The sequence below is a fragment of the Brachybacterium zhongshanense genome, from assembly GCF_055385755.1.
The window spans coordinates 2,366,060-2,391,887 of sequence record NZ_AP043790.1 but is presented as its reverse complement, the minus strand read 5'-3'; the positions used below and the strand labels follow the sequence as shown (position 1 = coordinate 2,391,887).

The following is a 25,828-nucleotide window of genomic DNA, read 5'->3' as shown; positions in this document are numbered from 1 at the left end:
ACGTGCGCCGGGAGGAGACCTCGCCGTCCTCCGCATCGGCAGCGACGCTTCCGCCGTCGACAGACCGCACCGCCTATCTCGTGCTGCGGGAGGCGCTGGCCAATGCGCACAAGCACGGCACCGGAGCGCGAGCCCACGTCCTGATCGAGCGGGATGCGCATCGTCTGAGGCTCACCGTCACCAACCCCGTGCCGCTCGATCCGCGCCCCGAGGCCTCCTCGCGACCCGACGCGCAGCTCCGGTCCGACGACGCCGACCGCACCGGAGGTCTCGGTCTCATCGGACTGCGCGAACGGGTCCTCGCCGTCCGCGGCGAGGTGGAGATCGAGTCCCGGCCGGGGCTCTTCCGCCTGTGCGCCGTGCTGCCGCTCGATCGACCGCCGATCTCCCCCCGCGAGGAGAGCCCCGATGACCGCACGCATCCTCATCGTCGACGATCAGCCCCTGATCCGCCAGGCCGTCCGGGCCCTGCTCGCCGGGGAGCCCGATCTCGACGTGATCGACGAGGCCGGCGACGGCCTGCGTGCGGTCGAGCTCGCCGCACGCCTGATCCCGGACGTCGTGCTGATGGACATCCGCATGCCGGGGGTCGACGGGATCGAGGCCACCCGGCGGATCGCCGCGGACCCGGCGCTCGCCGAGGTGAGGGGTGACGGGTGGGCGATGGACGGGTCGACGGGCGCCGTGGCGCCCGGACCTCTTGACGCACCTCCGGTTCTATGGTTCATTAGTCGAGTAATGAACCACCGAACTAGGGAGGCGGCATGCTCGACGATTCCAAGCCGCTGTTCATCGCGGTGGCCGAGCAGATCGAGGACGGAATACTCGACGGCACCTATCCGGAGGACTCCGCGGTCCCCTCGACCAACGAGCTCGCGGCGTTCCTGCGGATCAACCCCGCGACCGCGGGAAAAGGACTGAATCGCCTGGTGGACGGCGGAATCCTGGTCAAGCGCCGGGGGATCGGCATGTTCGTCGCGCCGGGTGCCTCGGAGATCCTGCGCAGCCGCCGCCGCGAGGCGTTCATCGCGGCATACGTCGTCCCCCTGCTGCGGGAGGCGGCCCAGCTCGACATCGGACCGGACGAGCTCGTCCGGATGATCACGAAGGAGGCTTCCCGATGAGCATCATCGAGACCCGCGACCTGACCAAGCGCTACCGCGATGTCGCCGCCATCGACGGTATCGACCTGGACCTCGAGGCGGACGTCGTGCACGGCCTGCTGGGCCGCAACGGCGCCGGCAAGACCACCCTCATGAAGCTGCTGACCGCTCAGGTCTTCGCGACCTCCGGCAGCATCCGGGTGCTGGGCGAGGATCCGGTGGAGAACGCCGGGGTGCTCTCGCGCACCTGCTTCATCCAGGAGAGCCAGAAGTATCCCGACGGGTTCCGTGCCCGCGACGTGCTGCACATCGCCGAGGGCGTCTACCCCCTGTGGGACAGCGCGCTCGCCAAGGACCTGGCGGTGGACTTCCGCCTCCCCGAGAGCCGGGCGATCAGCAAGCTCTCGCGCGGGCAGCTCTCCGCGGTCGGGATCATCATCGGGATCGCCTCGCGGGCGCCCCTGACGTTCTTCGATGAGCCCTATCTGGGCCTGGACGCCGTCGCCCGCCGGCTGTTCTTCGACCGACTGCTGGCCGACTACTCGGAGCATCCCCGCACCGTCCTGCTGTCGACCCACCACATCGACGAGGCCGCGAACCTCCTCGAGCAGGTCACCCTGCTCGACGAGGGGAAGGTGCTCCTGCATGAGGAGACCGACGCCCTGCGGTCCGCCGCGATCCAGGTCAGCGGTCGGGCGTCCGAGGTCGAGGCCTTCACTGCCGGGAGAGAGGTCCTGCACCTGGCCCAGGTCGGCGCCCTGTCGACCGCCTCGGTCGAGATCGGGGCCGACGACGACGCGCATCGCGCCGCGCACGCCGCGGGGCTGGAGACCGCTCCGGTGTCCCTGCAGGACTACATCGTCCACCGCACCACGACCGCCGCCGCCGCGGCCCGCTGAGAGGAGAGGCCATGCGCTACCGCAGCGTCATCGCCATGCATTTCGTCAACCGTCGGCAGTCCATCCTGTGGCCGCTGGCCATCATGTGCTTCGCGCTCGCGATCGTCCTGGTCATCGGGGCCGTCGTCGGCACCCAGGGAGCTGAGGCCCGTGCAGGGATGACCGAGGGCATGCGCTGGAGCGGGGCGATCTTCGCCCTGCTCGGGCCCATGATCGGCTACGGCTTCGTGTCCATGGGCCAGCACTTCCCGCTCGCCCTCGGCCTCGGCCTGACCCGGCGCGAGTTCGCCACCGGGCTCGGCATCGTGTTCCTCGGGAACGCCCTGGCCTACTCCCTGCTGGTCACCATCGGCAAGGCGATCGAGGTCGCGACCGACGGCTTCGGCCTCGGAGTGCGCTTCTTCGACGTCGCCTACACCGGCACCGGGCCCGTCTGGCAGACCTTCGTGCAGACCTTCCTGCTGATCACCGCGATCCTCTTCCTCGGTGCGGCGATCACCTCGGCCTATCTCCGCTTCGGTCAGGGATTCCTGTGGGCCGGCGGGGTCGTTCTCGCACTCATCGGCGTCGCGATCCTCTCCGGTGCGCTGCTCCTGGACGGCTTCCGTGCCGCGTTCCTGGACATCCTCGGCATGGGCTGGGGTCCCTGGATGGGTGTGGTCGCCGTGATCGCGGTCATCGCGGCCGGTGCCTGGGCGGTGATGGTCCGTCGCACCCAGGTGCGGTGAGATAGCTCTCCTCCAGCCCAGATTCCCCTGTGACCAGGCGGCCGGCGTCCTCGGACGTCGGCCGCCGCACGCAGACTGGAGCATGGTCGGCGGAGGCGCCGGCACGGACCCCGAGGTGCCGGACGTGCATGACGTGCAGGACGTGCGGCTCGCGGTCCGCGGCGCGGACGGAGGGAGCGGTATGGCCACGCGGCGACGCAGCGGCGGAGCGACGACGAAGGTCGGGATCGCCTCGATCCTCACCTCCCTGGGGATCCTGCTCCTGATCGTGCTCGGCGGCGCGGTGGATCTCGGCGCTCTTCTGGACGAGCTCGCCGGAGGCTCCTCGACGACGAGCACGACATCGGACACGACGGCGGACTCAGCGCCCGGCACGGCGACGGATCCGGCCTCGGACGGCGCCGTCGCCGACGGTGCCACCGCGCTCGCTCAGCTCGAGACCCTCGAGGTCGAGGGCCCTGCCACCAGCGCCGGCTACGACCGGGAGTCGTTCCGGTGGCGCGATGACGTGGACCGCAACGGCTGTGACACCCGCAACGACGTGCTGCGCCGCGACCTCGACGAGATCGTCCTCGAGGAGGGGACGAAGGGATGCGTGGTCGAATCGGGCGTCCTCTCCTCCTCGCCCTACACCGGCGCGACCGTCGAGTTCGAGCGCCATGACAGCAACACCCTCGACATCGACCATGTCGTCGCCCTCTCGGACGCCTGGCGGACCGGTGCCTACGCCTGGGACGACGACGAGCGTCGCGAGTTCGCCAACGATCCGCTGAACCTGGTGGCCGCCGAGGACGGACTGAACTCCTCCAAGGGGGACAAGGACGCCTCCGAATGGCTGCCGCCACTGGAGTCCTCCCGCTGCGAGTATGTGGCCCGGCAGATTGCCGTGAAGGCGGAGTACGGCCTGTGGGTGACTCCCGAGGAGAAACAGGCGATGCAGGAGGTGCTCGTGACCTGCGAGGGCTTCCCGCCCTTCAGCGAGGAGACGGGCACCCCGGACGCCGGCGAGTTCGGCCTCGCCGCCTGACCGGACAGGTCGGGCCGAGCATTGTGCTGAGGCACCGGGACGGTGGACCGGCGCCGGACCCGGTCCGCTCGGGGCGTCGATGTCCGATACCCTCTTCGGTGGTGCCGCGCCGTACGTGCAGCATCCAGGAGGGTTGACAGAGCGGCCGAATGTGGTGGTCTTGAAAACCACTGTGCAGTGACCCTGCACCGCGGGTTCGAATCCCGCACCCTCCGCCCCTACCGGGAACCCGCAGGTCACAGACAGAATCCGGTCATCCGCGCAGCGGGATCACCGTCCCCGTGTTCCCCACGGTTCCCTCCGTACCCCGGTCGTCTGTGGTCAACCCGTGACCACCCACCGCCGCCGCCCGCGCCCGATCCAGCGACCCTGCCACCGCTTCCAGATCCGAATCCCACAGGTCCGCGTACCGATCACGAGTCATGGCCGCTGACCGGTGCCCCAGCATCCGCTGCACCGCCTTCACATGCGCCCCCGACTGCACCGCCAGCGACGCCGCCGTATGCCGCAGATCATGGATCCGCAGATACTCGACCCCCGCCGCCTCGAGCGCCGCCTGCCACCACGTCCGCCGCCCCTCCCTCACCCGTCCCGGCGTCCGCAGATACTCGCCCCGCTCCGCCGGGAACAGCAGCTCCGCCTGATCCCGACCCTCGACCGCGAGCATCTTCGCCACGAACAGTGGGAGATGCAGGCGTTCGCCGCTCATGCGTCTTCGGTGTCCCCACCACCCATCCCGCCGTCGTCGGCACCACCGCCCGATCCACCCGCACCCGCGTCCCCTCCACATCCCCGACCCGCAGAGCAACCGCCTCACCCCACCGCAGCCCCCGTAGGCGAGGACGTACACGAGCGCCGCATGCTCGCCGGCATGATCGGCGACGGCCTTCACCTCCACATGCGACAGATACCGGTGCGCGGTCGTCCGGACACGGGGCAGCTCGAGACCCCGCGTGGGGTTCACTGCGAGCCGCCGGTCCCGCACCGCGACATTCAGCATCTGCGCCAGCGCCGCATGCGCCCGCCGCACCACCGTCGGTGACTTCCCCGCGGCGGTCATCCCCGCCATCCACGCCTCGATGTCTGAGGGGATGACCCGCACCAGGGATGTGGAGGGGCCTTACCCGTGTCCACGAACACGGGTAAGGCCCCGGGCGAGAAGGGCGATCCCGGCGATCCCGGCCCCGCCAAAGAGCTGACCATCGGCACTGTCACCGCTGGCGACACGGCGTCTGCGACCATCACCGGTGACGCACCGGCACAGGTGCTGGACCTGGTCCTGCCCCGCGGCGAGCGGGGCACCCCCAGCACCGCAGTACTGCCCACGACCGGCTGGCGAGACGCGACCTCTCTCTGGTCCGTGATCAGTGGCGGCAGGATCCTGATCCGCAGGGACGGAGACCTCGTGGACCTCTTCTTCTCGTGGGTCACCTACTCGGCGTCGTCCGTGGTGTACGCGGTGCTCTCCGGATTCGCGCCTTCACCGGGCGGCGACCAGGGGCCCATCCACTCCCTCGCCGATACCCCTGTGCCGCGTCGCGTCACCAGCAATGCGAGCGGCGGCATCGCGGTCGTCCGACCGGCGACGGGTGCCGTCTACTGGGGACACGTCCGCTGGTAAACCGGTGACGCCTGGCCGACCATCCTCCCTGGGAGCGAAGCATGACAGACCTGACCGAATGGACCGATGAGGACCTCGCCGACCAGCGGCGCGCGATCTCCGACGAACAAGCGCGCCGCGAGACCCTCGCCAGAATCCCCGACGAGATCGCCACCCTGAGAGAGCGATATCTCGCGGGTGGAGGCGACCCCGCCGACCTGCAGTGACCCACAGCTGCACACGGCCGTCACTCTGCTCACTGAGCGGTTCACTCGATCGAGTGACGGCCTCACTCGATGAGGTGACGACACGCAGCGCCCCCTTGTCGGCCCTCACGGGCTGGCAGGGCCGCTTCCGTGCGTTCCGGGTCAGGCGTGCGCGAGCTGGGTGACGCGTCCACGCGAGACATCGAGGAACGCGGCAACGTCCGCAGCACGGTAGCCCGCCTCGAGCAGGTCGCTGACAACCTGGCGGGTCTCGCGGGCGGCGCGCTGCTGGGCGTCCGCGGCCTCGCGGGTGGCTTCCTGGGCGTGCCGGGTGCGCTCGGCGAGGTCGTCTCGGCCGGGTGCGAGGACGATGGTCCAGATGCTGTGGTCGACGTCTGGGTCGATGGTGTCGAGGTAGTCGCGGAGCTGCTGGCGAGCCTTGGCGAGGGTGCTCACCTGGGTGACGACATCTCCGTCGATGGAGAGCTCCCAGCCGTGCTCCCAGCGGGTCGCGGTGGCGGTGATGGTGCTCATCGGTTCTCCTCCTGCTCGATGGCGGTGAGGGCCTTGCGGACGAGTCCAGGGGACACTTCGCGGGACTGTGTGATGACGACGACGGTGCCGGTGGGTCCGGTCCAGACCTCGTGGTCGCCCTTGCCCTGGCGGGAGGTGAACCCGGCGGCACGGAGGCGCTTGGTGAGGTCCCGGTACTTCATCGACTTCGTCATGACTGTAGTTTAGTCCCCCTAGACAGTCAAGCGCAAGGGGGCCTAAACAAAACCGGGGAGGTCTCCGTCACGCCCTCGCGCCCCATCTCCTTCGGGAGGTGGGGCGCCTTCTTCATGCCCCGGGGTGCTTCGTCTCGCCGGCAGCCCGGTCGAGTGCTCGAGCGAGGAGCGGCATTCTCTGGCGGATCGCGCGCTGCGCGGTCACACCCGGTAGGTCACGAGTCCACCAGGCCCGCCCGAGGCACGCCCTCGAGGGCAAAGTGGTCAGATCGTGGTCACCCATCCCAGCCCTCACCCGCACCAGAGCACCGGAAATGCTCGTGATCAGCAGCGACGCCACCAGGAGGGTTGACAGGCCGGCCGAATGCGGTGGCCGTGGAAACCACTGTGCATTGACCCTGCACCGCGGGTTCGAATCCTGCTCCCTCCGCTCCGTCGTCGGCCAGCAGTGCAGCTCACCCCTCCGTTCGCAGCCCTCGCAGGTAGACCTCGACCATCCAGGAACGATGGTCCGGCACCAGCTCCTGGACCTGCGGCGGCAGCGGCCGCGACAGCGCCGCGAGGGTGACCATGAACTGCTCCGGGCGCACGTCCTCGCGCAGCAGCCCTGCCCGGCGTGCGGCATCCAGGATCCTCTCCAGCGTGGTGATCATCCGATCGCGCCGCTCCTGGGTGTTCTTCACGAGGAGGGTGGATGAGGTCGCGAGAGGGCCGATCTGGAAGGCGATCTCGCCGAAGCCGAGCTCCGCGAGCGAGGTCACGAACCCGCGCCACACGGCCTCCGGATTCTCGTCCCATCGCTCGAGATGATCCTCGATGATGGCGGTCACACGCCCGCCGAAGTCGTCGAGGAGCCCCAGCACCAGCGCTTCGCGAGTGGGGAAGTGGCGGTAGAGGGTGCCGATTCCGACGTCGGCTCGCTGCGCGACCGTGCGCAGGGGCACGTCGGGACCGCGCTCCGCCATGAGGTCCCATGCCGCTCTCAGCAGGGCCTGTCGCTTGGCCTGCGCATCGGCTCTCATGTGATGCCTTCCATCTCTCCTCGGTCGCCATCCATCTTGCCGCATCGCAACCGGAGGGTTACGCTCCACATCGTAAACGGAGTAAAATGCTCCGGATGATGCCGGTCGTCACCGGCCTGCCGCAGATGAGCTCCATGAGCACATCCACCGAGACCACCACTGCTCCCGCCGATCCCGCCGATCCCGCCGATCCCAGCGACCCCGCCGGTGCCGAGCGCCCTGCCTCCTCCGTCGGGCTGCGACTCATCGGCGTGGTCGTCGGCCTCGCCGGCGCGGTCTCTCTCATGGTGCTCGCGTTCCTGGCCCCGGCGATCAACTCGGGTCCGAAGGACCTCCCGATCGCCGTCTCCGGATCCGAGCAGGCCGTCGCCTCCCTCTCCTCGGCCCTCTCCGCCGCGGATCCGGACGCCTTCGATGTCACCGTCCACAGCTCCATCGCCTCCGTCGAGGACGCGGTCCACGACCGCGAGGCCGTGGGCGGCATCAGCATCGACGCCGACGGCGCCGTCACCATCATCACCGCGGGCGGCGCAGGGACCGCCTATGCCTCGCTGCTGGGCAGCGTCGGCGAGGGGCTCGCTGCGCAGGGCGTGACCGTGACCACCGAGGACGTCGCCCCGCTCACGGAGGATGACCCCAACGGCACCGGCCTGAGTGCCCTCGCCATGCCGCTCGCCTTCGGCGGCATGATCTCCGCGGTGCTGCTGTCCACCGTGCTCAAGGGCAGTCCCGTCATGCGCATCATCGGCGCGCTCCTCGCCTCTCTCGCCGTCGGGTTCGCGGTCATCGCGATCCTCCAGTTCGGCTTCGGCTCGGTGGACGGCAGCTACGTGAAGACCGCTCTCGCGCTCTCCCTCGGCACCGCCGCGATCTCCCTGTTCGTGCTCGGCATGGAGTCCCTGCTCGGGTTCCCGGGCCTCGGCATCGGCGGCGCGCTGATGATGTTCGTCGGCAACCCGCTGTCCGGCATGGCCACCGGCTGGCAGTGGCTGCCCAGCTCGTGGGGACTCATCGGTCAGCTGCTCCCCATCGGCGCCTCCGGCACCCTGGTCCGCTCCGCTGCGTTCTTCGACGGCCAGGGCGCCGGCATGGAGAACGTCGTGCTCTGCTGCTGGGCGGTCGTCGGTGCCGGCATGGTGGGCCTGTCCCTGCTCCGGTCCCGTCGCGCCGCGGTCGGCGCTCACCCGCACGCAGCCTGATCTCCAGGGTCTGCTGTGGGTCGTGGCCGCCCGGACCGTGCCGAAGGACCCAGGTGGGAAGCACGCGCAATGCGTACGATGGCGCTGTCGCCGCGGCGCGGCCGGGTCGTCCACGCCTGTGCTCCGCGCCCCGACCGCAGTCCAGACATCGGCAGAGGAGAGGGCACGTCATGGCCCAGTACACAGGTGTAGCAGTCAGCCCCGGCCGCGTCGTCGGCACCATCCGGACGATGGCGCCGCCGGTCGTCGAGCCCGCGGCGGACGAGACCATCCCCGAGGGCGTGGCCCCGGAGACCGAGGCCGAGCGCATCCCGGTCGCGGCGGCGGCCGTGCAGGAGGCACTCACGCGGCTGGCCGAGCGCGCGACCGGCGGAGGCCAGGCGATCCTCGAGGCCACCGCGCAGATGGCCGCGGATCCGTCGCTCGCGCACACCGCGAAGGGCCTCGTGCTCAGCGCCGGCAAGTCGGCGCCCCGCGCGGTCTGGGAGGCCGGCGACCAGGTCGCCTCGATGCTCGAGGGCCTCGGCGGCTACATGGCCGAGCGTGCCACCGACGTGCGCGACGTGCGCGCCCGCATCGTCGCGGAGCTGCGCGGCGAGCAGGCCCCCGGCATCCCCGAGCTCGACGAGCCGTTCATCCTCACCGCCGTGGATCTCGCCCCCGCCGACACCGCTACCCTCGATCCGACGCGGGTGATCGCCCTGGTCACCTCCGATGGCGGACCGCAGTCCCACACCGCGATCCTGGCCCGCCAGCTGGGACTTCCCGCGATCGTCGCCTGCAAGGGCATCCACGAGTTCGCCGACGGCACCGAGGTCTTCGTGGATTCCGGCTACGGCACCGTCACCGACGAGGTCACCGAGGAGCACCATCGCCTCGCCGAGGCCTGGGCGGAGCTGCAGAAGAACCCCCTGACCTACGAGGGCGGGGGCGGCGTGCTCGCCGATGGCACCCGCGTGCAGCTGCTGGCCAACATCGGCGGCGCCAAGGACGCCGAGAAGGCCCATGCGGCCAACGCCGACGGCGTGGGCCTGTTCCGCACCGAGTTCCTCTTCCTCGACCGCGAGGACGAGCCGTCCGTCGAGGAGCAGACCGCGGCCTACGCGGAGGTGTTCGCGCACTTCCCCGGCCGGAAGGTCGTCGTGCGGACGATCGACGCGGGCGCGGACAAGCCGCTGCCGTTCCTCACCGACGCCGACGAGCCGAACCCGGCCCTCGGCGTCCGCGCCTACCGCACCTCGTGGGAGAAGCGCTCGGTGCTGACCAACCAGCTCGACGCGATCGCCGCCGCGGCGAAGCAGTCCGACGCCAAGCCCTGGGTGATGGCGCCGATGATCGCCACGGTCGACGAGACCGAGGACTTCGCGGCGCTGTGCGCCGAGCGGGGCCTGGCTCCGGCCGGCATCATGGTCGAGACGCCGTCGGCCGCACTGATCGCGGACCGTCAGCTGACCGCCTGCGACTTCGTGTCCATCGGCACCAACGACCTCACCCAGTACACGATGGCCGCGGATCGTCAGCTGGGCTCCCTCGCCCACCTCAACAACCCCTGGCAGCCGGCCGTGCTGGCCCTCGTGAAGGCCACCTGCGACGGTGCCCGCACCGCCGGCGGCGACCCCGAGTCCTTCGGGGAGAAGGCCGCCAAGCCCGTGGGCGTGTGCGGTGAGGCCGCGGGGGATCCGGGCCTCGCGGTGGTGCTCGTGGGACTGGGCGTCAACAGCCTGTCGATGACCCCGCGCTCCCTCCCGGCGGTCGCCAAGGTCCTGTCGACCGTGTCCCTCGACCAGGCCCGGGAGCTCGCGGCCGCGGCGGTCACCGCGCGCACCGCCGAGGACGCCCGCGACGCCGTCCGCGCCGGACTGCCGATCCTGGGCGAGCTGGGCCTCTGACCCGTCGGTCATCCGCTGCGGTGCCGACGCTGTGTCGCCGCCGACGGAGGAGCCCCCGATCCCCACCGTGATGGTGCAGGTCGGGGGCTCTCCCGTGCCGATGCCGGGTCAGCGCTGGCAGGCGCCCGCCCAGCAGGCGATCACTGGGCGTCGAGGTCGGTCTCGAGCAGCGCCGCGAGGGCCGCCACGGACTCCTCGGCACCGTCGCCCTCGGCGCGCAGGACGACCTCGTCGCCCTTGCCGGCGCCGAGGGTCATGAGCATCAGCATGGAGGAGGCGGCGACGGGGCTGCCGCCGACCTTCTCGATGGTGACGGCGGCGGGCTGCTCGGCGGCGGCCTTGGAGAAGATGGTCGCCGGGCGGGCGTGGAGACCGGAGGAGCTGGCGATCTTGACGGTGCGCTCTGCCATGGGAGTGCCTTTCGGTGGGAGGGGCCGCGGCGGCGGCCGGTGGTGCCCCGGACGGTCTCGGCCGGGAGGTGTACGGGTCGGACGATATCCGACGGATCCGAGGGCGTGGGGAGCAACCGGTCCCGATGCGCCGTCGATGACGGGAGCATCACGTGATGGCGGGAGCATCGCGCCCGACGGATCCGTCGGCGGGAGGGGCTCAGAGCGCCTGCTGACGATCGGCGATGCGCTCGCGCACGGCCGCGTGCAGCGGATGGTCCTCCTCCAGTCCTGTGATCTCCGCGCTCGCGGCGTCGGCGTCGGCGGTGCGCAGGATCTCCTGCAGCCGATCGACCTCGTCGTCGCCCTCGGGGGTGAAGGCGAGTCCCGCCGACAGGGCGGCGAGCAGGCCGTCGCGGGGCAGCCCTCGTTCGGCGAGCTCCGCAGCGGGGCCGACGATGCGCTCATGGCGGGAGAGCTTGCGCAGCGGGGAGCGCCCCACGCGCTCCACGGGATCGGGCAGCGCCCGGTTCGCGAAGCGGCCCAGCACCGTGGAGACGTACGCCTGCTGGGTCTCCTCGGCGAACCCGTGCTTCGCGACCAGGAGCGCTGACGTCTCCGCGAGCACCGCCCGGACCGCTGCGAGCACGGCAGGGTCCTCGATCGCGTCGGCGATGGTGGCGTGGCCCGCCGCCCAGCCGGTCGTCGCATGGCCGGTGTTGACGGTGAACAGCTTGCGCTCGATGTAGGGCCCGAGGTCGTCGACCCAGGTGATGCCGGGGACGGCGGGCTCGGCTCCGTCGAAGGGCGTGCGGTCGACCGCCCATTCGTGGAAGTCCTCGACGGTGACGTCGAGGCCGGCGTCGGGGTCCTGCACCGGGACGATCCGGTCGACGGCGGTGTTGGCGAAGAGGGCTCTGCTGTCGAGGTCGCCGCGCGGCTCACGGGAGGCGCCGTCCCCGGCGTAGGCGGCGCGCACCTCCTGTTCGAGCAGGTCGGTGGCGTTGATGGCGTTCTCGCAGGCCATCACGGCCAGACGGGGTGTGTCCGGGTCGCGCCGGGCGATGCCGTCGGCGATGTTCGGCGCCACGAAGCGCAGGATGTGGGCGCCGACGGCGGTGGTGACGATGTCCGCGGAGGCGATCTCCGCGGCGACCTCGTCGGGATGGGTCTTCGAGTTCACCGCCCGGAACCCGTCGACGACGGTCTGCGTCGGGCTCTGCCCGACGGTCCGCACGAGGTAGGAATCGGCCTGCTGGAGGGAATCGATGAGGGAGTCGGCGACGTCGGCGAAGACGACCTCGTACCCTGCCTCGTGCAGCAGCAGCCCGACGAATCCGCGGCCGATGTTGCCCGCTCTGAAATGGACAGCCTTCATGGAAGGATCACTCCCCGGTCTCGCTGAAGATGGACAGGATCTCGTCGGCGGAGGAGGCCCTCTCGAGCTTCTCCACCTGCGCGGGATCCGAGAAGGTCATCGCGACCTTCTGCAGGAGCACCAGGTGCTCGTCCCCGACGCCGGCGATGCCGACGACGAAGTGCACCTCGTTGCCGTTCCAGTCGATGCCCTCGGGGTAGCGGGTGAAGGTCATCGCGGAGCGGCGGATGGTCCCCTTGGCCTCGTTGGTGCCGTGGGGGATGGCCAGGCCGTTGCCCATGAAGGTGGACACCGAGGCCTCGCGGTCGTGCATGGCGGCGACGTACCCCTCGTCGACGGCTCCGGCCGCGACGAGCAGGCCGCCGGCCTCGTCGATCGCGGTCTCGGCGCTGTCGGCCGAGCCTGCCAGGACGATCGAGTCGGGGGAGAGGATCTCCCCGCCCCGCGGGGGCACGTCCGCGGCGCGCCTTCCGCGCGCCGGGGCCGCAGCGGCCTCGTCGGCGCCACCTCCGGCGCCGCCGTCGTCGGCCGCTCCTGCACCACCGCCGGAGCTGCGCTGGCGGACCAGCTCGACGACCTCGTCGTAGCGGGGCGAGTTCATGAACTGGTCGACGCTGACATGGACTGCCGAGCCGGTGCGCTGACGGGCCCGATCAGTGAGCTCCTTCTGCGTGACCACCACGTCCCATTCGTCGCTGAGCGAGGAGATGGCCTTGTTGGTGACCTCGATGTCCTCGAAGCCCGCCGCACGGACCTTCTTGCGCAGGACCGTCGCCCCCATCGCCGAGGAGCCCATCCCGGCGTCGCAGGCGAAGACGATGCGGGAGATCGGGCCGTCATGACCGGCGGCTGCGGACTGCGCGACGAGATCGTCTCCGGCGGCCGAGTCGCCCACCAGGGCTCCCGCCACCGAGGACTTCTTCCCCTTCATCTGCTCCATCCTTGCGGTGGCGGCGGCGAGGTCGCCGTCCTCCTGCTTGCCGATGCGCAGCAGCAGCGCCGAGAGCACGAAGCTGACCGCGGCGGCTCCGAAGACCGCCAGGGCGATGCCCAGATAGGAGTCGCGGGCGGCGACGCCGAAGATCGCGAAGATCGAGCCGGGCGAGGCGGGCGCGATGAGTCCCGTGCCGAAGGCGACGTTGATGGCGACGCCGGTCATGCCTCTGCCGATCGCGGCGAGGATCAGGATCGGCTTCATCAGCACATAGGGGAAGTAGATCTCGTGGATGCCGCCGAAGAACTGGATGATCGCGGCACCCGGGGCGGAGGCGCGCGCCGCGCCGCGCCCGAAGACCGTGTAGGCCAGCAGGATGCCGACGCCGGGTCCCGGGTTGGCCTCGAGCAGGAAGAGCACCGACTTCCCGTTCTCCGCGGCCTGGGAGATCCCCAGCGGCGTGAGCACGCCATGGTTGATCGCGTTGTTGAGGAAGAACACCTTCGCCGGCTCGATGAGGATCGAGACCAGGGGCAGCAGGCCGACGTCGACCAGCGCACCCACGCCGTCGGACAGCAGGCTCATCAGGCCGTTGACGATCGGCGCCAGGCCGAAGAACCCGACCACCAGCATGATGAAGCCGAAGATGCCAGCGGAGAACATGTTCACGAGCATCTCGAAGCCCGCCGGGATGTGGTCCTGCCACAGCCGGTCCAGCCGCTTCATCAGCCAGGCCGCGAGCGGCGCCATGATCATGGCGCCGATGAACATGTGCACCTGCCCGAGCTCCGTGTAGTCGGCGGCCGCATTGCCGTCGGCGATCCACTGCTCGAGCAGCCGGGCGTTCTCCTGGGCGATCAGCCAGTCGGAGCCGGCGATCACACCCATGGTGGCGATCACGCCGACCACCGCGCCGCGCGCCTCGTAGATCATCCTGCCGCCGGTGTTGGCGATCAGCAGCGGGAGCAGATAGTGGATCATCGGGCCGACGACGGTCTCGAGCTGGGCGTTCGGCGTCCAGCCGTCGGCGATGAAGAACGCGGTGAGGATGCCCCAGGCGATCAGGGCGGGGATGTTCGGCATCACCATGTTCGACAGTGATGTGCCGACCTTCTGGAGCGCTACGCGCGGGCTGAAGCCGCTGGGCGCCTCGGTTGCTGTGCTCATCAGGAGTCCTCATCGACATCCGGGGACGCCATGGACCCCGGTCTGGGCGGCTCAGCGCACCGGTCGGCGCGCCGCGCCGACGGGGGATCGCCCGACGTGCGGAGCGCGGGCTTCTCCGACGGCGCCCGTTCAGTCGAGGGCGAGAGTGCTCCGCGTCACAGCTGAGTGGATTCGTGTCCTCTGATCTGGGGGAGATCGAGGGATCGGTCGTCGGGGACCCGCAGCGCGGTCCGCAGCAGGAGGAGAGGCCTCAGCGGGTCGAGCGCCAGCGGCGGAAGGCCAGGATCGTCAGCACGATCACCAGCGCCCAGGCACACACCACGGCGATCCCCTGACGCAGGCCCGGGTCGGTGATGAAGGTGCCGATCGCCACGAGCGAGAGCTGCCCGGGCAGCGAGGCGAGGGAGGTGGCGAGCAGGAACTCCCGGTTGCTGACGCCCAGTGCTCCGCTGCCGTAGTTCACGGGCCAGTAGGGCAGTCCGGGCATGAGCCGCAGCGTGCACACCGCCCAGAAGCCGCCGTCCTCGAGCTTCTCCTCGACGACGGCGGCGTGCGACCCGAGGCGGCGCAGGACGACCTCGCGCCCGAGCAGACGGGCGATCCAGTAGGCGCCCCAGCAGCCCAGCACCACGCCGAGCATCGACAGGCCCGTGCCGAGGCCGAGCCCGAAGACCATCCCGCCTGCGACGGCGGTGACGGTCACCGGGATCGGGGTGAGGGCCACCACCGCATAGAGAGCCACGAACCCCAGCGGCGCCCACAGTCCCAGGTCCTGGATGTCCTCGCGCAGCGTGCTCAGATCGGGCAGTCGGACGTTGAAGGCCAGCCACACCATCGCCAGCACCGCGAGCGCAAGGGCTCCGTTGCGGGCAGAGGTGCTCCAGGCCAGTCGCGCGCGGCCCTTCCCTGCATCGGCGCCGGCTGCGTCAGCGGCGCCGCCTGCGTCCCCCGCGTCCTGTGCGGCGGAGGCGCCGGTCGCATCGGGCGTCGTGGGCATGGTTCGGGCCGGAGTGTCGTCAGCGAGCGGCGAGAGGCAGGTGCGCGAGCACGATGTCCACGGCCTCGGAGGGCAGTCCGTCCTTGCTTGACGCCGACCACTCCAGGAGAGCGTCGAACGTCGCCACCTGGTAGGCGACGGCGATGCCGTGGAGGACGGGGCCGGGAGCGTCGGGAAGACGCTCGGCCAGGAAGCTCCGGAGCGCCTCGATCCATTCGCGGTGCGCCTCGACGGAGGTCGCGATCAGCGTCGGGGCGCTGGAGATGACCTGCAGCCAGTGGCCCATCGCCTGGGTGTCGGCGTCGGCCGCGGTCGTCGAGCGGACGACGGCGGTGCGCAGGTCCTGGGCGAGGTCGCCGGAGTCGACCGTCGCGAGAGACTCCCGGAGGGCGGCCGTCGCGGGACCGATCCCCGTCCATGCGAGGGTCTCCTTGGTGGAGAAGTGGCGCAGCAGGGTGCGCGTGCTGACGCCGGTCGCCGTGCTGATGTCAGCCCAGCTGACGCAGTCGAAGCCCTTCTCGCTCCACAGCCGCAGCGCCGCCGCGCTCACGACCGGGCGGGCGATCACCGTCGGACGCCCACGGCCCGCTCGAGGGCGGGGAGCTGAGGTCTCTGCGGAAGGGGAAGGAGGGAGCATGAACGTACGCAAACACCTGGCGGGAGTGCAGTCAACTTGTTGCAGCCCGAGGTCATAGAGGTATCCGCCTCATTGTGACGTGCATGTCGTTCCCCTTGCGCAACGGCGATACCGATCAATGGGAGTTCGATGGGTCTTCAGAGGTTCATCCGGACAGGTCCTCAGCGCTCCGTCGCGTCGACAGCACGCTCGCCCGAACGCACCGGGAACGGCAGGTGATTTCCCGCCGGCGGCTTCGGGCAGGTCGCCCAGAGGCTGAATGCGCACGGGAAGTCCACCGCGCGATTCAGGTCGACCCGGATCTCCTCCCCATCGATCCGAGCGGTGACCACCCGCCATGCGGGCGTCTCCTCGCCCGAGGTCTCATCGGTGAAGAGGATGCTCGAGCTCCCGGTCACCGTCAGCTCGACCTCAGAACCGCCGATCTCGAGCACGGCGGTGCCGGCGACCTCGAGCCTCTGCTCGAGCCACGGCAGTAGCAGGGAAGAGTGTCGACCCGGTGCTGATCGGTCATGAAGAAAAGGATGTTCGGCCTGGTCATGGGGAGATGCGTGCTTTCCGGGTGCTGGTGCTGGTGCTGGTGGCGGCGGACAGGGAGATGGTGGGGTCGCGCAGCACGAGCACGATGCCGCCGACGGCTCCGGCGCGCTCCGGCATGAGGCTCTCGGCGAGGGCGTCGCTCAAGGGATCGGTCAGGTGATCTCCGAGGAGCATGAGGTCACCGCCGAGCACGACGCCCTGGACGTCCAGGGCGGTGCAGGCGTTGGCGAGGACCACCCCTATTCGTCGGCCGGCCTCCGCGATGATCTCCCTCCGGCGGGCGTCGCCGGCGTCGAGGACCTCGCGCAACGAGGCCAGGGAGCGCTGTGCGGTGGCGGCGAGGATCCGCTCGCGGGAGACGTAGGCCTCGGGGCAGCCGTGCTTGCCGCAGCGGCACGCGGGACCGCCGGGGTCCACGGTCATGTGCCCGAACTCGCCGGCGGTGCCGTGCAGGCCGTCGTAGATCGTGCCGTGGCTGATCAGGGCCCCGCCCACGCCGTCCATCAGACGCAGGTAGACGAAGCTCTGCAGATCCTGTCCCGTTCCCCAGACGGACTCCGCGAGCCCGGCGAGACGGGCATTGTTGTCCGCCCGCACCTCAGGGCAGACGTTCTCCGCGAACGTCGAGGTCAGCAGCGCAGTCGTCCGTTCCCGCTCCGGGATGCGCCCGGGGACGCCGAGTCCGAAGGCGATCACGTCGCGGCGTCCGGGGATGCCGAGGTCGCGCTGGAGCGCGAACGCGATCGCGAGGCGCTCCGGCCACGGGGCGGTCTGCTCATGGTCGGTGGAAGGAGCTGCCGACGATGCGATGCGCCTCGTCCAAGGCGGTCGCGGTGACCCTCCGGTGACCGAACTCGACGCCGAGCAGCACGGCGCCCGAGACGCTCAGCGCGAGCAGCTCGGGGGTGCGGCCGACGGGGCTCCGTCCTGCGCGCTGCGCGGGCTCCGGGCCCAGGCTCTCGAGGCGGCCTGAGCCCAGCAGCCGGTTGGTCGCGGCCGAGACCGTCGCCCTCGACAGCCCGGTGCGGCGCACCAGTTCGGCGCGCGTGGACGGTCCGTGCAGCCGCAGCGCCAGCACCACCTCGTGGTCGGCGCCGCGGAACGGCCTCGTGGTCGCACGGCTCATCCCGACAGGATCGAGGCGGTACGGGCGATGCGCAACGACATGCGTCGATTTCTGTCGAAGGCCCGACAGAATGCGTCTGAAGAGGCTTCGGAGGTGAAGGCGCTCGACAGATCGTGAACGACCGCTCGGTATTCTCTGTCGCAGTGCAGGACTGCAGCGGACCTGCTCGTCGTGAGGGGCAGCCGATGACTGATGGCACAGACGACGTCCTGCGCAGCGGCTCCGTCGAGCCGTCTGGCGGGGCTGCCGGGGCCGGGGCGGTCCGAGCGCCCGCACCCGAGTATGAGGACGGACCGGTCGGCAGGCACGAGCGGGAGGAGCGGGCGGAGCGCCTCAAGGAGCGGATCTACATCTCGTTCGCGGCGCTCGCCGTGGTGCTCGCTCTCGCGTCGCATGGTCACGTGAGCGTGGGCGAGGCCGCTTCGACTCTTGGCGTGACGGTGATCGGGGCGCTGCTGGCGATGTTCACCGCGGAGCTGATCTCTCATCTGGTCGTGCATGAGCGGATGGTGACCCGGGCGGAGATCGGACATGCGCTGCTCGTGGCGCGGGGCGGGCTGGAGGCCGTCTCGGTGCCCTTCGTGCTCCTGGCGATCTCGGCGCTGACCGGGTGGGACGTCGAGGCTGCGCTGAAGGCCTCGAGCATCGCGCTGGTCGTCGTCCTGGTGCTGTTCGGCTATCTGGCCGCCCGACGGGTGCCCTTGACGCTTCTGCAGCGCGTGGCGGTGCTCGGCGGTGAGGCGCTGCTGGGCCTCGCCGTCATAGGGCTGCAGATCCTCGCGCACGGCTGAGGATCGTCAGAGTGCTCAGTGCGCTCAGCGTCCGTCGGCGCCGAGCTCGCGCGGCGGGACGAGGTTCACCCGAGGGCTCGCGCTGTCCTCGCGCAGGAGGCGCACGAGCTCCTGGACGGCGAGCTCGCTGATCTCGTCGCGACGAGGGTCCATCCGTGGGATGCGGGGGAGCAGAGGGCTCAGGTCCGAGTGGTCGTCATCGTCGAGCGAGAGGATGCCGATCCGCGGATCGTCGAGCAGCGAGTCGGCGGCGAGCGCGAAGAGCACCTCGCCGATCCCCCCGAGCCCGAACAGCAGCACCCGTCGGTCCGGGTCACCGGTGGCAGAGCCGTCCTCGGCGGGATCTCCGATCCGCGCACGCAAGCGCTGGGGGAGCTCGGAGACCGGCCCGTCGTCGAGCACGAGCGCGAGGGGCGTGCCGGCCAGGGCGTCCTCGACGCCCGTGAGGAAGCGGGAGACGTCGCTGCGATGGCGCACGTGCTCGACACCGCCCAGGATCATCAGCTCCTGCGCGCTCCTGGACAGGGCGTGCTCGACGACCATCCGGCCGAGGGCCTCGAAGTCGAGGTCGACGGCGGAGCCGTCGGGCAGGTCCTCGGGGTTGCCGATCAGCACGAACGGCAGCCCGGACTCCAGCAGCGCGTCCACGCGCTCGTCGCGCCGGGAGACCTCCATCAGGATCAGCGCCTCGCAGATGCCGGTGCGCACCACCCGCCGGACACCGTCGGCACCCTCCTGGGCGGTCACCAGCAGCAGGTCGTAGCCCAGGCGTCGGGTCTCGCGGGCGATGGTGCCCACGAAGCGCATCGTGATGGTGCGCTCGCCGTCGGCGTCGGGGACCATCAGCCCGATCACCCCGCTGCGGCGGGAGCGCAGAGCCCTGGCGCCGGAGTTGGGGTGGTAGCCGAGCTCCTCGATGGCGGCCTCGACGCGCTCGCGGGTGGCCTGGGAGATGGGGCGGGAACCGGTGAGGACGTAGCTGACGGTGGACTGCGCGACGCCCGCCAGGCGCGCGACGTCCTGGCTGGTGGGCGGCCTGCGCCCGGGATCGCTGCTGTCCGCCGGTTTCCTCACCGGTCCCCCTCTCGCCCCAGGTCAGCGGCCGGCGGCTGCGAGGCCGGCCCGGCCATCCTCCCACGACGCGAGGCAGGAGCTGCGTCCGTCGGCCGCATCCATGGTGCGCGCCTCGGCGAGGGCGGCGTCGAGGATGTCGCCCAGCAGCACCCGGCGGTGCTCGTCGGCAGAGCGCACCGACGCCTCGACGATCGCCTGCGTCCACACGTTGTCATGGACCTCGGACTCCGGGACGGAGCCGTCCCGCAGGGCCCGGCAGAAGACGTCGAGCGAGGAGTCCAGCTCCCACAGCTCGTCGGCCCCGGGGGTGCGCCCCGCCTGCTCCGTGCCGTCCTCGACGGTCGCCGACGGCGCCGTGTCCCCGTCCCACTGGACGGTGCCGCGCGGGCAGGAGAGCGACCACTGCCCGTTCCAGCTGGTCTCGAAGCCGGGGGACGCCCAGGAGCCCTCGTAGACATGCACCGCCCCGGAGTCGTAGCGGATCGTGACGCTCGCCGCCGCGTCCCCGTCGTACCAGCTCCAGGCGGGGTTGAAGGAGACTGCGTCGACGGACACCGGATCGCCGTCGACCAGCACCCGTCCGGCGTCGAAGGCATGGATCGCCATGTCGACGATCAGCGGGTGCGCCATCTCCTCGCGGAACCCGCCGAAGCGGGGAGCGCGCGAGAAGCGCGTGCGCACTATGCCGGAGCCGCCGAGCTCATCGGCCAGACGGCGGGCCTCGCGCAGGTGCGGGTTGTGGCGCCGCGACTGGGAGACCATGAACAGCCGCCCCGTGGTCTCGGCATGCCCCGCCAGGGAGACGGCCTCGGCGAGGGTCGCCGCGCACGGCTTCTCGCCGAGCACCGCCAGGCCCGCGTGGAGCGCGTCGGCCGTGACCCGGTGGTGGGCGTCGGGGATCGTCACGTCGACGACGGCCTCGGCCTCGGCGCGGCGGGCGACCTCCAGCAGGTCCGTGCCGACGGCGACGCGAGAGCGGCTCTCGGCGGGGACCAGCTCCTCGGCGGCCCGCTCCGCGGCGCCCTCGAGGACGTCGACGACGCCGACGAGAACGGCCCCGCGCGATCGCAGCACGGTCGAGATCCATGCCCTGCCCATGGCGCCGGCGCCGACGACGACGGTGCGCACGGGCGCGCTCACGCCTCTGCCCCGTCCTTGCCGGCGGCCTCGGCGTCGCCCACGCCCTGGCCGCCCTCGCCCGTGAGGAACCAGTCCGTGGGGTAGCGGTCGAGGAAGGGCGCCGTGCGGTCCGCGGAGGCGGGGCGCGCCCAGGCCACGCCGTTGGCGATCACTCGGCGGACGTCCCTGTGCTGATAGACGGGGTAGTCCTGGTCTCCGGGCGAGAAGTAGAAGATCTTGCCCTTTCCGCGCCGGAAGGTGCAGCCGGAGCGGAAGACCTCGCCGCCGGAGAAGCTGGAGACGAACACGAGCTCGTCGGGCACCGGGATGTCGAAGTGCTCCCCGTACATCTCCTGCTCGGGGATGACGATCGGATGCGGGACGCCCTCGGCGATCGGATGCGAGGGGTTGACCGTCCACACCAGCTCACGGTCGGACTCGTTGCGCCAGCGCAGGGTGCAGGAGGTGCCCATGAGCTTCACGAAGGGCTTGGACCAGTGGCCCGAGTGCAGCACCACGAGCCCCATGCCGGAGAGCACATGGCGCTGGACGCGCTCGGCGACCTCGTCGGAGACCTCGTCGTGCGCCATGTGCCCCCACCAGGTGAGCACGTCGGTCCGGGCGAGGACCTCCTCGCTCAGGCCGTGCTCGGGGTCGTCGAGCAGGGCGATGCGGGTGCTCACGCCGTCGCCGAGGTTCTCGACGATGCCGTCGCGGATCGCGGCGTGCATGCCCTCGGGGTAGTGGGAGCGCACGCGCTCGTCGCGCTGCTCGTGGCGGTTCTCGCCCCAGACGGTGACCCGCAGGGGTGCGGAGGCTGTGGTCATGCGATGTGTCCTTCCTCGGACAATGCGTCCAGCGGGTTCAGTGCTCCGCTGCGTTCGATGGGCGGCGCTGCTCCGCGCCGCAGTGATCGAATCGAATCGATATCGGACCATCATGCTCCCCGCGGGGGTCGCGCGCAAAGCCGGCCGCCCCGACCGGCCGTCCAGGCGGTATCCTCGCCGGTGCGTGCGTGCGCAGGTCACGCGGCGGTCAGGAGAGGCATGGCGGCGACGATGCGCGAGGTCGCAGCCCGGGCCGGAGTCTCGGTCAAGACGGTCTCCCGAGTCGTCAACGCCCACCCCAACATCAGCGACGACGTCCGGGACCGGGTGGGCCGCGCCATCCGCGAGCTGGACTGGAGGCCCAACACCCACGCCCGCTCGCTGCGCACGGGGCGCACCGGCGTGATCGCGGTCTCCCTCCCGGACCTCACGGCGCCGACGGCCTCGAGAATGCTCCAGGAGCTGGTCACGGAGGCGGAGAGGCAGGGGCTGCTGGTCTCGATCGAGCCCTCCCACGGACGGGCCGGACGGGTGCGTCAGACGCTCGACGCCATCGGAGCGTCCTTCGACGGCGTCATCCACGTCGGTCCGCTGCCGGAGGGCCTCGACGCCTCGTCGTCGGCCGGTCCGCTCGTCGGAGTGACGACGGGGGAGGGGCCTCCCGAGGCCGACGGACCTGCATCCCCCGACGGGCCTGCTGGGGGATACGACCTCGTGGATCCCGACGATGCCGCCGCCGCGCTCGCCGTCGTCCGTCATCTGCAGACCCTCGGCCGACGGGCACCGGTGCTGCTGGCCCGTCCGTCGGGGCGGGCGGACGAGTACGTGCGCCGTCTGGTCGCCGAGCTCCCCCAGGCACCGGTGCTGCGCCCGATCGGTGCACCCGATCGCGCAGCGGGCAGAGAGCTCGCAGCCCGGGCGCTGATCGAGCATCCCGACGCCGACTCGCTCGTGTGCGCCGACGACGAGCTGGCCATCGGGGCGCTGTCCCTCCTGCTCGAGCGGGGCGGGGGCGTTCCCGATCCGATCGCGATCGTCGGCCACGGCGATCTCGAGGACACCCGCTTCACGACCCCGGCGCTGACCACGGTCGACATCGGCGTCGCCGAGATCGCTCGTCGCGCGGTCGATCTCCTGCGGACCCGGCTCGAGGACGACCGGCTGCCGCTGCGACGATCGATCGTCCCGGTGGCCCTGGTGCGGCGGGAGTCGACGCTGGGGACCCTGCCCGGCGGGCTGCCCGCGGGAGGAGCGTCCTCATGGCGCGGGTGACCCTGGCGGACGTCGCCCGGCGGGCCGGAGTGTCCCCGGCGACTGCATCCCATGTCCTCAACGGCACCGGCGTCGGTCGGATCAGGGTCTCCGACGCGACGAGCGCCCTGGTGAGGCGGGCGGCGGAGGAGATGCAGTACGTGCCGTCGACGGCGGCCCGCGGGCTCGCGCGAGGGTCGGCGGGGCGCATCGCGATCGTGGTCCCGAACCTCTACCAGCCCTACTTCGCGCGCATGGCAGAGGCGCTCATCCTCGCGCTCGAGGGGCGGGGGTGGACGACCACGATGCGCCTGTCCCGGGATGCGACGGCGGAGAGCGAGGCGGTGCTGGGCCTCTCGACCGCCGACGCCGACGGCGTGATCGTGTGCCCGCACTTCCTCACCCCCGATCTGCTGGCGGGCCGCACTCCGCGCTCGCCGGTCGTCCAGGTCGGCGGAGCGCCCGTGGATGGCATCGACTGCGTGGTGATGGGCGAGCTCGACGGCGCGCTGAGCGCCGCCCGGCACCTCATCGCCCGGGGCAGGCGCAGGATCGCCTATGTCGGCGAGCCGTGGCTGGACCCCGGGCGCAGCCCGCGCTGCCGGGGATACGCGTCCGCGCACGAGGAGGCCGGCCTCGAGGTCGATCCGCGCCTGGTGGTCAGCGGCGCCGACTGGGACCGTCGCGAGTCGGGGCTCGAGGTGATGGTCGGGCTCCTGCGGTCCGGGATCGAGGTCGACGCGGTGATGAGCGTGAACGACGCGGTCGCGGTCGGCGCGCTGAGGGCGGTCTCGCTCGCGGGGCTGCGCATCCCCGAGGATGTCGCCTTCACCGGCTTCGACAACACCGAGGAGGCGGCCTTCACCACGCCGCCGCTGACCTCGGTCGATCCCGGGGTCGAGCAGATGGCCGCGCTCGCCGTCGACATGCTCGCCGATCGGCTCGACGGCGCGGAGGGCCCGGATCGCCGGGTCACGGCGGAGACCTCACTGGTCATCCGCGCCTCCTCCGGTGGTTGAGCCCCGCGCGCCCCTCGCAGCTCCGTCGGCCCCGCGCTCACCTGTCGTTGCCAATCCGTGATCCTCTCGTCGGTTGACTCGCGTTGACAACGCTTTATCCGTGGCCCCAGGATGAACCGCGTCACCGCTTGATGAGGAGCATCTGTTGGCCACCGAGTCCCGACCGACCATCGCCGCCGCGGCATCCGCGAAGGCCCCGAGCGTCCTGCTCGCCCCCGCCGTCCCGCGCTCCGGCGCCGCAGGATCGGGCCTTCGCCCGCTGGACCTGCGCACGATCCGCCTGGACGAGAGCGGCCCGCTCGGCGCCTGGCAGCGTCTGAACGCCGAGGCGACGATCCCGCACTGCATCGAGCAGCTCGAGACCTCGGGCGTGATCGACAACTTCCGCCGGGTGGTGGGGGAGTCCGGTGCGCCGCACCGCGGCTTCGTCTTCGCCGACTCCGATCTCTACAAGGTCATCGAGGCGGTGGCCTGGGAGATCGGACGCTCGGGCACCACCGCGCACGACGCGTGGCTCGATGACATGATCGCGCTCATCGGTCGCGTCCAGGAGCCCTCGGGATACCTGCACACCTGGATCCAGGGCGTGCATCCGGAGAAGAGGTTCGCCGAGCTGCACTGGACGCACGAGATGTACGTCCTCGGTCACTGGATCCAGGCGGCCGTGGCCCTGGACCGGGCCACCGGGCGCAGCGATCTGCTGGAGATGGCGGTGCGGTTCGTCGATCTCGTGGACCGTCGCTTCGGTCCCGGTCGGGAGCGCGGCGTCCCCGGCCATCCGGAGATCGAGACTGCCCTGGTCGAGCTCTACCGGCATACCGGGGACCCGCGGCACCTGCGGCTCGCCGAGCATCTGATCGACCAGCGCGGACGCGACATCCTGCCGCGGGACGGCTTCGGCCACCACTACTTCCAGGACCACCTGCCGGTGCGCGAGGCCGTGGATCCCATCGGTCACGCCGTCCGTCAGCTGTACCTCGACGCCGGCGTCACCGACCTCCATCTCGAGACCGGCGAGGAGGCACTGCTGGAGGTGATGCGCGAGCAGTGGGATCGCGTCCACGAGCGCAAGATGTACCTCTCCGGCGCCTTCGGCTCCCGTCACCGGGACGAGTCCTTCGGCAACGACTACGAGCTCCCCTCGGACCGCGCCTACGCCGAGACCTGCGCGACGATCGCGGACCTCCAGTGGACCTGGCGGATGATGCTCGCGACCGACGATCCGCGCCATGCCGATGTGGTCGAGCGCGAGATCCACAATGCGCTGGCCGCGTCCGTCGACGCGACCGGCACCCGCTTCTTCTACTCGAACCCGATGCAGCGCCGGCCCGATCGCTTCTCCGAGGAGAACGCGCCGGCGGAGCGCCAGCCCTGGTACTCCTGCGCCTGCTGCCCGCCCAACATCGCCCGGGCGATCGCACAGCTCGGCTCGTACGTCGCGGCGCTTCGCCCGGTGGCCGACGGCCACGGCGCAGCGCTCGAGGTCCTCCACCACGCCGCCGGCGAGATCGACCTGCCCGCCGAGGTGGGGCACGGCACGCTGCGCATCGCGACCGCCTACCCGGCCGACGGCGAGATCCGCCTCTCTCTCGCGCCTGCCGCCGAGCTGCACCCCGGCTCCCGGATCGTGCTCCGGATCCCCGGATGGGTCGCGAGCGGGACGATCGCCGTGGGCGGGGGAGAGGCCCGCGCGCTCACCGCCGAGGAGATCGCCTCGGGCCGCCTCGCTCTCGGGCCCGATGAGGTCGACGGCGCGGTGGTGGTGCTGGACATGCCCGCGCGCTGGACCGTCTCGCATCCGCGCGTGGACGCCACCCGCGGCTGCGTCGCCCTCGAGCGCGGCCCCGTCGTCTACTGCCTGGAGCAGGCCGATCTCCCGGAGGGCGTCGAGGTCGACGACCTCACGGTCCCGTCCGGTGCCGCGGTCCAGGAGGCCTTCCCGGCGCCGTCCGGCGGCACCCTGCCCGCGCTCGTCGTCCGGGCGGCCGCCCATCACGACGCCGGCCCGCTGCTGCGTGCCGCCGGCTCAAACCCGGAGGAGGGCGTCGCCGTCGATGCCGTCCTCGTCCCCTTCTCGACCTGGGGTGATCGCGGCCCCGGGGCGATGCGGATCTGGCTCCCCACCGGCAGCTGATCCGCGGTTCCCCTCCGGTGCTCTGGCACCTGATCCCACCGGCG

28 protein-coding genes and 1 tRNA gene are annotated in these 25,828 nt (G+C 71.2%); 14 read left to right on the top strand and 15 right to left on the bottom strand.

All coding sequences use genetic code 11. From position 1 onward, the window contains the following. Positions 1–408: 408 nt before the first annotated feature. The 6 genes from ACZ5AJ_RS10790 (at position 409) to ACZ5AJ_RS10765 (ending at position 3,972) form a co-directional block, all read left to right on the top strand. Positions 409–921 (top strand): response regulator, encoded by a 513-nt coding sequence (locus tag ACZ5AJ_RS10790; protein ID WP_464138757.1) that lies wholly within the window; start codon positions 409–411, stop codon positions 919–921. Continuing rightward, a complete protein-coding gene (locus tag ACZ5AJ_RS10785) occupies positions 810–1,124 on the top strand; it encodes a GntR family transcriptional regulator (RefSeq protein ID WP_464138756.1) in 315 nt (104 codons plus the stop codon). Before ACZ5AJ_RS10790 ends, ACZ5AJ_RS10785 begins: the two co-directional genes overlap by 112 nt. Next, complete coding sequence (locus ACZ5AJ_RS10780; protein WP_464134162.1) at positions 1,121–2,002, top strand: ABC transporter ATP-binding protein; 882 nt, start codon at positions 1,121–1,123, stop codon at positions 2,000–2,002. Before ACZ5AJ_RS10785 ends, ACZ5AJ_RS10780 begins: the two co-directional genes overlap by 4 nt. Positions 2,003–2,013: 11 nt before the next feature. Then, the gene (locus ACZ5AJ_RS10775) at positions 2,014–2,730 is read left to right on the top strand and encodes a hypothetical protein (protein ID WP_464134160.1); all 717 of its coding nucleotides are present in this window, start codon (positions 2,014–2,016) and stop codon (positions 2,728–2,730) included. A gap of 124 nt (positions 2,731–2,854) precedes the next feature. After that, a complete protein-coding gene (locus tag ACZ5AJ_RS10770; protein ID WP_464134156.1) occupies positions 2,855–3,757 on the top strand; it encodes an HNH endonuclease family protein in 903 nt (300 codons plus the stop codon). A gap of 127 nt (positions 3,758–3,884) precedes the next feature. Beyond that, a tRNA-Ser gene (locus tag ACZ5AJ_RS10765) sits at positions 3,885–3,972 on the top strand. A 38-nt stretch (positions 3,973–4,010) separates the two neighbouring features. Here ACZ5AJ_RS10765 and ACZ5AJ_RS10760 read toward each other — a convergent pair. After that, complete coding sequence (locus tag ACZ5AJ_RS10760; protein ID WP_464134152.1) at positions 4,011–4,859, bottom strand: tyrosine-type recombinase/integrase; 849 nt, start codon at positions 4,857–4,859, stop codon at positions 4,011–4,013. Positions 4,860–4,883: 24 nt separating this feature from the next. Between ACZ5AJ_RS10760 and ACZ5AJ_RS10755 the strand changes: the two genes are divergently transcribed. After that, positions 4,884–5,378, top strand: coding sequence for a hypothetical protein (locus ACZ5AJ_RS10755; RefSeq protein WP_464134150.1), 495 nt, complete (start codon positions 4,884–4,886; stop codon positions 5,376–5,378). A gap of 41 nt (positions 5,379–5,419) precedes the next feature. After that, positions 5,420–5,584, top strand: a complete 165-nt coding sequence (locus ACZ5AJ_RS10750; protein WP_464134147.1) for a hypothetical protein — start codon at positions 5,420–5,422, stop codon at positions 5,582–5,584. A gap of 141 nt (positions 5,585–5,725) precedes the next feature. Here ACZ5AJ_RS10750 and ACZ5AJ_RS10745 read toward each other — a convergent pair whose 3' ends face one another. The 3 genes from ACZ5AJ_RS10745 to ACZ5AJ_RS10735 all read right to left on the bottom strand — a co-directional run bounded on the left by ACZ5AJ_RS10745 (position 5,726) and on the right by ACZ5AJ_RS10735 (position 7,313). Further along, entirely contained in the window at positions 5,726–6,097 is a 372-nt protein-coding gene (locus ACZ5AJ_RS10745; protein WP_464134145.1) for an antitoxin HicB, read from the bottom strand. Further along, a complete protein-coding gene (locus ACZ5AJ_RS10740; RefSeq protein ID WP_464134143.1) occupies positions 6,094–6,291 on the bottom strand; it encodes a type II toxin-antitoxin system HicA family toxin in 198 nt (65 codons plus the stop codon). Before ACZ5AJ_RS10740 ends, ACZ5AJ_RS10745 begins: the two co-directional genes overlap by 4 nt. 455 nt (positions 6,292–6,746) lie before the next feature. Next, on the bottom strand, positions 6,747–7,313 hold the full coding sequence (locus ACZ5AJ_RS10735; protein ID WP_464134140.1) for a TetR/AcrR family transcriptional regulator: 567 nt from the start codon (positions 7,311–7,313) through the stop codon (positions 6,747–6,749). Positions 7,314–7,447: 134 nt separating this feature from the next. On the opposite strand from ACZ5AJ_RS10735, the gene ACZ5AJ_RS10730 reads away from it, so the two are divergent. Both ACZ5AJ_RS10730 and ptsP read left to right on the top strand, forming a co-directional pair. Beyond that, positions 7,448–8,512, top strand: coding sequence for an ABC transporter permease (locus ACZ5AJ_RS10730; protein WP_464134137.1), 1,065 nt, complete (start codon positions 7,448–7,450; stop codon positions 8,510–8,512). Positions 8,513–8,682: 170 nt separating this feature from the next. Then, positions 8,683–10,401: a phosphoenolpyruvate--protein phosphotransferase gene (ptsP, locus tag ACZ5AJ_RS10725; RefSeq protein ID WP_464134134.1), complete on the top strand. Its 1,719-nt coding sequence runs from the start codon at positions 8,683–8,685 to the stop codon at positions 10,399–10,401. 140 nt (positions 10,402–10,541) lie between these two features. Here ptsP and ACZ5AJ_RS10720 read toward each other — a convergent pair whose 3' ends face one another. From ACZ5AJ_RS10720 to ACZ5AJ_RS10685, 8 genes are all read right to left on the bottom strand, one after another. Continuing rightward, the gene (locus tag ACZ5AJ_RS10720) at positions 10,542–10,811 is read right to left on the bottom strand and encodes an HPr family phosphocarrier protein (protein WP_464134131.1); all 270 of its coding nucleotides are present in this window, start codon (positions 10,809–10,811) and stop codon (positions 10,542–10,544) included. 199 nt (positions 10,812–11,010) lie between these two features. Further along, the gene (locus tag ACZ5AJ_RS10715; RefSeq protein WP_464134129.1) at positions 11,011–12,168 is read right to left on the bottom strand and encodes a mannitol-1-phosphate 5-dehydrogenase; all 1,158 of its coding nucleotides are present in this window, start codon (positions 12,166–12,168) and stop codon (positions 11,011–11,013) included. Positions 12,169–12,175: 7 nt separating this feature from the next. Continuing rightward, entirely contained in the window at positions 12,176–14,269 is a 2,094-nt protein-coding gene (locus ACZ5AJ_RS10710) for a PTS sugar transporter subunit IIA (RefSeq protein ID WP_464134125.1), read from the bottom strand. A 250-nt stretch (positions 14,270–14,519) separates the two neighbouring features. After that, positions 14,520–15,266 carry a TVP38/TMEM64 family protein gene (locus ACZ5AJ_RS10705; protein WP_464134122.1) on the bottom strand — a complete coding sequence of 249 codons (747 nt, stop codon included), beginning with the start codon at positions 15,264–15,266 and terminating at the stop codon, positions 14,520–14,522. Positions 15,267–15,285: 19 nt separating this feature from the next. After that, on the bottom strand, positions 15,286–15,834 hold the full coding sequence (locus tag ACZ5AJ_RS10700) for a TetR/AcrR family transcriptional regulator (protein WP_464134119.1): 549 nt from the start codon (positions 15,832–15,834) through the stop codon (positions 15,286–15,288). Between the two features lie 230 nt (positions 15,835–16,064). Further along, a complete protein-coding gene (locus tag ACZ5AJ_RS10695; protein ID WP_464134116.1) occupies positions 16,065–16,337 on the bottom strand; it encodes a DUF1684 domain-containing protein in 273 nt (90 codons plus the stop codon). A gap of 103 nt (positions 16,338–16,440) precedes the next feature. Next, entirely contained in the window at positions 16,441–17,139 is a 699-nt protein-coding gene (locus ACZ5AJ_RS10690) for an ROK family protein (protein ID WP_464134112.1), read from the bottom strand. Between the two features lie 79 nt (positions 17,140–17,218). Continuing rightward, the gene (locus ACZ5AJ_RS10685; RefSeq protein ID WP_464134108.1) at positions 17,219–17,569 is read right to left on the bottom strand and encodes a MarR family transcriptional regulator; all 351 of its coding nucleotides are present in this window, start codon (positions 17,567–17,569) and stop codon (positions 17,219–17,221) included. A gap of 185 nt (positions 17,570–17,754) precedes the next feature. On the opposite strand from ACZ5AJ_RS10685, the gene ACZ5AJ_RS10680 reads away from it, so the two are divergent. Continuing rightward, positions 17,755–18,360 (top strand): hypothetical protein, encoded by a 606-nt coding sequence (locus tag ACZ5AJ_RS10680; protein ID WP_464134104.1) that lies wholly within the window; start codon positions 17,755–17,757, stop codon positions 18,358–18,360. A 24-nt stretch (positions 18,361–18,384) separates the two neighbouring features. Here ACZ5AJ_RS10680 and ACZ5AJ_RS10675 read toward each other — a convergent pair whose 3' ends face one another. Genes ACZ5AJ_RS10675 through ACZ5AJ_RS10665 form a run of 3 tightly spaced genes read right to left on the bottom strand, consistent with a single transcriptional unit; the run spans position 18,385 to position 21,380 of the window. Next, entirely contained in the window at positions 18,385–19,434 is a 1,050-nt protein-coding gene (locus tag ACZ5AJ_RS10675; RefSeq protein ID WP_464134101.1) for a LacI family DNA-binding transcriptional regulator, read from the bottom strand. A 21-nt stretch (positions 19,435–19,455) separates the two neighbouring features. Continuing rightward, on the bottom strand, positions 19,456–20,574 hold the full coding sequence (locus tag ACZ5AJ_RS10670) for a Gfo/Idh/MocA family protein (protein WP_464134098.1): 1,119 nt from the start codon (positions 20,572–20,574) through the stop codon (positions 19,456–19,458). Next, complete coding sequence (locus tag ACZ5AJ_RS10665; protein WP_464134095.1) at positions 20,571–21,380, bottom strand: ThuA domain-containing protein; 810 nt, start codon at positions 21,378–21,380, stop codon at positions 20,571–20,573. Before ACZ5AJ_RS10665 ends, ACZ5AJ_RS10670 begins: the two co-directional genes overlap by 4 nt. A gap of 219 nt (positions 21,381–21,599) precedes the next feature. Here ACZ5AJ_RS10665 and ACZ5AJ_RS10660 point away from each other — a divergent pair, with 219 nt between their 5' ends. The 3 genes from ACZ5AJ_RS10660 (at position 21,600) to ACZ5AJ_RS10650 (ending at position 25,784) form a co-directional block, all read left to right on the top strand. Next, positions 21,600–22,652, top strand: a complete 1,053-nt coding sequence (locus ACZ5AJ_RS10660; protein ID WP_464134093.1) for a LacI family DNA-binding transcriptional regulator — start codon at positions 21,600–21,602, stop codon at positions 22,650–22,652. Further along, the gene (locus ACZ5AJ_RS10655) at positions 22,640–23,650 is read left to right on the top strand and encodes a LacI family DNA-binding transcriptional regulator (protein WP_464134089.1); all 1,011 of its coding nucleotides are present in this window, start codon (positions 22,640–22,642) and stop codon (positions 23,648–23,650) included. The genes ACZ5AJ_RS10660 and ACZ5AJ_RS10655 overlap by 13 nt, the downstream gene beginning before the upstream one ends. Before the next feature lie 145 nt (positions 23,651–23,795). After that, a complete protein-coding gene (locus tag ACZ5AJ_RS10650) occupies positions 23,796–25,784 on the top strand; it encodes a glycoside hydrolase family 127 protein (RefSeq protein WP_464134085.1) in 1,989 nt (662 codons plus the stop codon). The last annotated feature ends 44 nt before the right edge of the window (positions 25,785–25,828 follow it).